The organism is Actinomadura sp. (genome assembly GCF_044508335.1).
Taxonomy (GTDB): Bacteria; Actinomycetota; Actinomycetes; order Streptosporangiales; family Streptosporangiaceae; genus Spirillospora.
Genome location: NZ_JBIQHY010000198.1, coordinates 1 through 6,223, shown reverse-complemented (window position 1 = coordinate 6,223; position 6,223 = coordinate 1). Strand labels below are relative to the sequence as shown.

The window sequence follows — 6,223 nt, the reverse complement described above, 5'->3', positions numbered from 1 at the left end:
TAGACAGGGCAGCCTCTCCCGAGGAACTCCAAATAGTGGTCCAGTAGGTCCGGTAGTTCTTCGTAGGTGGCCTTGCCGTCCATCAGCCGGTTCATGGCGGCCTGCATGACGCCGAGGACGGCCCAGCCGAACGCCTCGACTTCGGGGTCGTCGGGGGCCCGTCCGGTCCGTTCGCTGATGGCCTCGCTCAGGAGCTCGAAGGTGTTCCGCATGGACTCGAAGGTGCGGGCGCGCAGGGCGGGGACCTCGGCGGTGAGCCGCAGCCGGGTCTTGATGGTCTCCATGTCGGTCGTGAACGCCTGGGGGAGGACCTCCCGCAGCATGGCGCGCAGCGCGTCGATCGCCGAGAGCTCGGCGGGCTGCTCGCGGATGACCTGCGCCATGATCGGGTCGTACTCGTCGGTGACCACGACGTCTTCCTTGGTGGGGAAGTAGCGGAAGAACGTGCTGGGGGAGATCTCCGCGGCGGCGGCGATCTGCTCGACCGTGGTGGCGTCGTACCCCTTCTCGGCGAAGAGCCGGAGGGCGTGGTCCTGGATCGCCCTCCGGGTCCGCAGCTTCTTGCGCTCCCGCAGCGGGAGGCGGGAGAGCCGGTCTTCCAGCCGGTCGACGGCGCGGTCAGGGGACGACGTGCTCATGCGTCGATTCTCGGGCATCGGACGCGGGGGCCGCATCCCGGGCCGCGGGGCGCGGCATGAACAGCCAGAGCAGGGCGGCGGCGGCGAGCGCGGCGGCCCCGCACGCGGCGAGCACCGCGTCCATGCCGTGGACGTAGGCGTCGCGCGCGGACGCGAGCAGCGCGCCGTCGTCCAGCCGGCCGGCGACGCGGACGGCGCCGCCGAGGGAGTCGCGGGCGGCGCCGGCGGCGTCGGCGGGCAGGCCCCCGGTGGCGACGCGGTCGCGGTAGACGGCGGCGAGGAGGCTGCCGAGGCCCGCGACGCCGAGCGTGCCGCCGGTCTGGCGGAGGGTCTGGACGAGCCCGGAGCCGCGTCCGGCGCGGTCGGCGGGGAGCGCGGCGAGGACGGCGTCCATCGCCGGGATCATGGTGAGTCCGGAGCCGGCGCCGATGACGACCAGCCACGGGACGGTGGCCGCGTAGCCGTCGCCGGCCGCGGTGAGGGCGCCCCAGCCGAAGCCCGCCGCCAGCACCAGCAGGCCCGCGACGATGACGGGCTTGTGCCCGGTGCGGCCGGCGACCCGGTCGGTGGCGAGCGCGCCGGCCATCAGGCCGAGCAGCATCGGGATCAGCTTGAGCCCGGTGTCGAAGACGTCGCTGCCCTGGACGGCCTCAAGGTACTGCGGGAGGACGAACAGGATCCCGCCGAGCATGAGGTTCGCGGTGATGGCGGCGACCATCGCCCAGGTGAACGCGCCGTCGCGGAACAGCCGCATGTCCAGCATCGGCTCGGCGGCCCGCCGCTCCCAGAGCACGAACGCGGCGAGCAGGACCGCGGCGAGGACGAACATGGCGGTGACGAGGGGGTCGGTCCAGCCGCGTTCGGGCGCTTCGATGACCCCGTACACGAGTGCGACGAGCCCGCCCATCGACAGGGCGGAGCCGGTGAGGTCGACGCGCGGGGCGGCCGGGTCGCGCGTCTCGGGCAGCAGGAACGCGACGGCGAGGCCGCCGAGCACCACGACCGGCACGTTGATCAGGAAGATCGAGCCCCACCAGAAGTTCTGCAGCAGCCAGCCGCCGAGGAGCGGGCCGAGCGGGAGGCCGAGCGCGTTGGCGGCCGACCAGACGGCGACGGCGCGGGTGCGCTCCTCCGGCGGGAAGACGGCCGGGAGCATCGACATGGACAGCGGCAGCACGATGGCGGCGCCGAGCCCCATGACGGCGCGGGCGGCGATGACGCCGCCGGTGCCGCCCGCGAGCGCCCCGGCGAGGGAGGCGGCGCCGAAGAGCGCGAGGCCGGCCAGCAGCAGCCGCTTGCGACCGAGCCGGTCGCCGAGCAGCCCGGCGGGGAGCAGGACGGCCGCGAAGACGACCAGGTACGAGTCGACGATCCACTGCAGCTCGCCGATGCTCGCGTGCAGGTCCTCGGACAGCGTGGTCAGCGCCACGTTGAGGATCGTCATGTCGAACCCGAGCGCCAGCATGCACAGCGAGAGCGCGCCGAGGCCGAGCCAGCGCCGGGTGTGCCCCACCGCCATGACGGTCACCTCCAAATGATTGCGACTATGAAATGAGAGTAACTCTCAAAAGATAGTGCATGTCAAATACGGCCGAGGCTGGCGTAGTCGGGTGTGGAGCTGTAATTTTGATTACATGACTACGAGCGAAGCGGCCGAGGAGCTGCGCGGCTGGTTCTCCGGGCGGCTTCCGGACGAGTGGTTCGAAGGCCCTCCCGAGGTCGTCCTCGACCGCGAGGAGGCCAGCGTCATCGGCCGGCTCGCCGTCCCGGCCGCCGCCGAGGCGGTGTCGGGCGCGGAGCGGGCCGGGGTGATCGCCGGCCACGTCCAGCGGTTCCGCGAGGAGACCCGCGAGCGGCGCATCGGCATCGCGCGCGAGGCCGAGCAGCGCTTCGGCTACAAGGTCTCCTGGGGCGTCGAGTGCGACGGCGAGCGGGAGATGTTCACCCACCTGTCGGTGCCGGTCATGACCCGGCTGCGGCAGCCCGAGCGCCGCGTCCTGGACACGCTCGTCGACGCCGGGGTCGCGCGCAGCCGCAGCGACGCGCTCGCCTGGTGCGTCCGGCTCGTCGGCAAGAACACCGACGCGTGGCTCGCCGAGCTGCGCACCGCGCTGCGGCACGTCGAACGGGCCCGCGCCGCCGGCCCGAAAGCCTGATCGCCGCGCCGGGCGGGCGGGCCGGAGCAGGCCACCCGCCCCTTCCGGGCCTGGCCGCGCACTACCCTGACCTCACCGAAACGGCGGGAGAAGTGTCGCGGCCGGGCCATAATTGAGCGTCCTCCCGCCAGGGACTGGTCGCTCGAAGGGAAGCCCATATGGGGGTTCGGCGTACGGGAAGACCGCGCATCGCCAAGCCGCGCGGCGGGCGCAGCGAGGGCGCGCGCCGCCGCCCCGCCGAGGGCGGGCGGCTGGTCTCCGCCATCCGGCGCAGCGGTCCGTACGCGGCCGTCCGCGACGTCGTCTACCGGATGTACGAGCGGCGGGTCGAGGCCGACCTGCCGGCCGACGTCATCCCCCGGCACGTCGGCGTGATACTGGACGGGAACCGGCGTTGGGCCAGGTCGATGGGGCTGGCCGACGTCAACTCCGGGCACCAGCGCGGCGCCCAGAAGATCTCCGAGCTGCTGCAGTGGAGCGCGGAGGCGGGGGTCGAGGTCGTCACGCTGTGGCTGCTGTCCACCGACAACCTGAACCGGCCCGCCGGCGAGCTCGAACCGCTGCTGGAGATCATCGAGAACACCGTCCGCAAGCTCGCCGCCGACGGCTGGCACGTCAAGCCCGTCGGCGCCCTCGACCTCCTGCCCGATAAGACCGCCCGTGTCCTGAAAGACGCCGGTGAGGCCACATCCGGCGCTCCCGGCCTGATTGTGAACGTCGCGGTTGGGTATGGAGGTAGGCGTGAGATCGCTGATGCGGTGCGCTCTCTGCTCATCGAGCAGGCGAGCCGGGGCACCAGCATCGAGGAACTCGCCGAGTCCCTCGACGTTGAGCACATCGCCGAGCATCTCTACACGCGCGGCCAGCCGGATCCGGACCTGGTCATCCGCACCTCGGGGGAGCAGCGTCTCTCCGGCTTCATGCTCTGGCAGAGCGCCCACTCGGAGTTCTACTTCTGCGAGGTCCACTGGCCGGACTTCCGCAAGGTCGACTTCCTCCGGGCCATGCGCTCCTACGCCGCGCGGCATCGGCGCTACGGTACCTGACCGTCCCACGCGGACCACCGCCCCCGCGGCGGACCTGCGCGCCACCGGTAGGTTCCCCATAGTCAGGGAGATCGAGTGGCCACATCCTCCCCGCGCCGTTCCGGCACGTCCCGGCACACCTCCGGGACGCAGGTCCCGGGGGTTCCCGGCGGATGCGGGGGGTCGTCCCCCCGCACCGAAGGCGCACGGCGCACGTACGTCCTCGACACCAGCGTCCTGCTCGCCGACCCGGGCGCGCTGACCCGGTTCGCCGAGCACGAGGTCGTACTCCCCATCGTCGTCATCTCCGAGCTGGAGGCCAAGCGCCACCACCCCGAGCTCGGGTACTTCGCCCGTCAGGCGCTGCGCACGCTGGACGACCTGAGGCTGCGGCACGGCCGGCTGGACGAGGCCGTGTCCGTCGAGGGGCCGAACGGCGACCAGGGCGGCACGCTCCGCGTCGAGCTGAACCACTCCGACCCGAGCGTCCTGCCGGACGGGTTCCGGCTCGGCGACAACGACACCCGGATCCTGTCGGTGGCCGGCTGGCTGGCGCACGAGGGCCGGGACGTCGTGCTCGTCTCCAAGGACCTGCCGATGCGGGTGAAGGCGTCCGCGGTCGGGCTCGCCGCGGAGGAGTACCGGGCGGAGCTGGCCGTCGTCGAGTCCGGCTGGACCGGCATGCGCGAGCTGGAGGTGCCCGCCGGGGCCGTCGAGGAGCTGTACGAGAAGGGCTCCGCCGACCTGGAAGAGGCCCGCGACCTGCCCTGCCACACCGGCCTGCGGCTGCTGTCGGAGCGCGGCTCGGCGCTCGGCCGGACGCTGCCGGACAAGTCGGTGCGGCTGGTGCGCGGCGACCGGGAGGTGTTCGGGCTGCGCGGCCGGTCCGCCGAGCAGCGGATCGCGCTGGACCTGCTGATGGACGAGGACGTCGGCATCGTCTCCCTCGGCGGCCGGGCCGGCACGGGCAAGTCGGCGCTCGCGCTGTGCGCGGGGCTGGAGGCCGTCATGGAGCGGCGCCGGCACCGCAAGGTCGTGGTCTTCCGCCCGCTGTACGCGGTCGGCGGGCAGGACCTCGGCTACCTGCCCGGCACGGAGAACGAGAAGATGTCGCCCTGGGCGCAGGCCGTCTACGACACGCTGTCGGCGGTGACGACCCCGGAGGTCATCGAGGAGGTCGTCGACCGCGACATGCTGGAGGTCCTGCCGCTCACGCACATCCGCGGCCGGTCGCTGCACGACGCGTTCGTGATCGTCGACGAGGCGCAGTCGCTGGAGCGCGGCGTGCTGCTGACCGTCCTGTCGCGGATCGGCGCCGGGTCGCGGGTCGTGCTGACCCACGACGTGGCGCAGCGCGACAACCTGCGCGTGGGCCGGCATGACGGCGTCGCGGCGGTGGTGGAACGTTTGAAGGGGCACCCGCTGTTCGCGCACGTGACGCTGACCAGGTCCGAGCGCTCTCCGATCGCCGAGCTCGTCACCGACATGCTCGGCGACGTGGGCGCGTAGCGGGGAGACCGGGGCGCGCGGAGACCCCGGCGGCCTGTGCGGGGCCGCCGGGGTCTCGTGTCTCAGAACACCCCCTGCCATTCCCTACGGAATGTGATCACCAAACCTCGCACCGTAGAGTTGTGATTAAGGTCACAATTGGCCGTCCAATGGCCGGGATCCGCGGCCCTGCCACCGGTTTCGGCGGTCCGGCCGGGGAGTTGACAAGAGTCCCACCGGCCGCATTTGTCTCGTTTCGGTTGCGAAGCGGGCCGCGGGCTCCGGCATTGTGTCTCCTCGTAAGCACCCCCGAGCGGTGCCCGGCCGGAGCGCGGCCCCCCATCACGACGCGCGCCGGACGCGGGCGGCGGCCCGGGCCCGGAGCCGCGCGGCATCACCGCGGACCGCCGGGCCGGGGGTGGAAACAGCTCGTGCGCGTGTCCATGCGCGCGCGACCGTCGGAAGGACCGCCTTGTACGGAGACCATCCCGGGTCCCCTAGGCGAGACGAACGACAGAACTTCGACCTCCCGGCCCCCGTCGCCGACGCGATGGCCGCCTTCGAGCCGCCGTCCCCGCCCCCGGCCCGGGCGCGGACCTCGGCCCCCGCCGCGCCTCCGGCGGTGACCGCGCCGCAGCCGGCCGTGCCGCGGGACGACGCGCCCCACGGGGACGACGTGCGGGTCGCCGGCGCCGACCGCACCCGGGCCGGCGCCCCGGCCGGCGACACCCTCGGCTTCCACGCCGTGCCGCCCGGCCCGATGCGCACCGGCGTCTCCGCCGGCGAGCCGCACGACGAGCCGCACGACGAGATCGTCTCCGCCCGGCGCGGGCCGCAGGGCGCGCCCGGCGGGCGGGGCAAGGGCGGCTCCGGCCGGCGCAACGGCGTGCGGGTCGCCGCGGTCGCCGCCGGCGCG

6 protein-coding genes are annotated in these 6,223 nt (G+C 73.3%); 4 read left to right on the top strand and 2 right to left on the bottom strand.

Annotated features, from left to right (window positions below; genetic code table 11):
- A partial coding sequence (locus ACIWVC_RS33845) for a TetR family transcriptional regulator (RefSeq protein ID WP_396446543.1) occupies positions 1–638 on the bottom strand: 638 nt, incomplete at its 3' end.
- Entirely contained in the window at positions 619–2,157 is a 1,539-nt protein-coding gene (locus ACIWVC_RS33840) for a DHA2 family efflux MFS transporter permease subunit (protein ID WP_396446544.1), read from the bottom strand. The genes ACIWVC_RS33840 and ACIWVC_RS33845, both read right to left, overlap by 20 nt.
- Positions 2,158–2,272: 115 nt before the next feature.
- Here ACIWVC_RS33840 and ACIWVC_RS33835 point away from each other — a divergent pair, with 115 nt between their 5' ends.
- From ACIWVC_RS33835 to ACIWVC_RS33820, 4 genes are all read left to right on the top strand, one after another.
- On the top strand, positions 2,273–2,794 hold the full coding sequence (locus ACIWVC_RS33835) for a hypothetical protein (RefSeq protein WP_396455103.1): 522 nt from the start codon (positions 2,273–2,275) through the stop codon (positions 2,792–2,794).
- Positions 2,795–2,952: 158 nt separating this feature from the next.
- A complete protein-coding gene (locus tag ACIWVC_RS33830; RefSeq protein WP_396446546.1) occupies positions 2,953–3,840 on the top strand; it encodes an isoprenyl transferase in 888 nt (295 codons plus the stop codon).
- 75 nt (positions 3,841–3,915) lie between these two features.
- Positions 3,916–5,328, top strand: a complete 1,413-nt coding sequence (locus tag ACIWVC_RS33825) for a PhoH family protein (protein WP_396446547.1) — start codon at positions 3,916–3,918, stop codon at positions 5,326–5,328.
- Positions 5,329–5,929: 601 nt separating this feature from the next.
- Positions 5,930–6,223, top strand: a 294-nt coding sequence (locus ACIWVC_RS33820; protein WP_396455101.1) for a hypothetical protein, incomplete at its 3' end; no start/stop codon positions are given.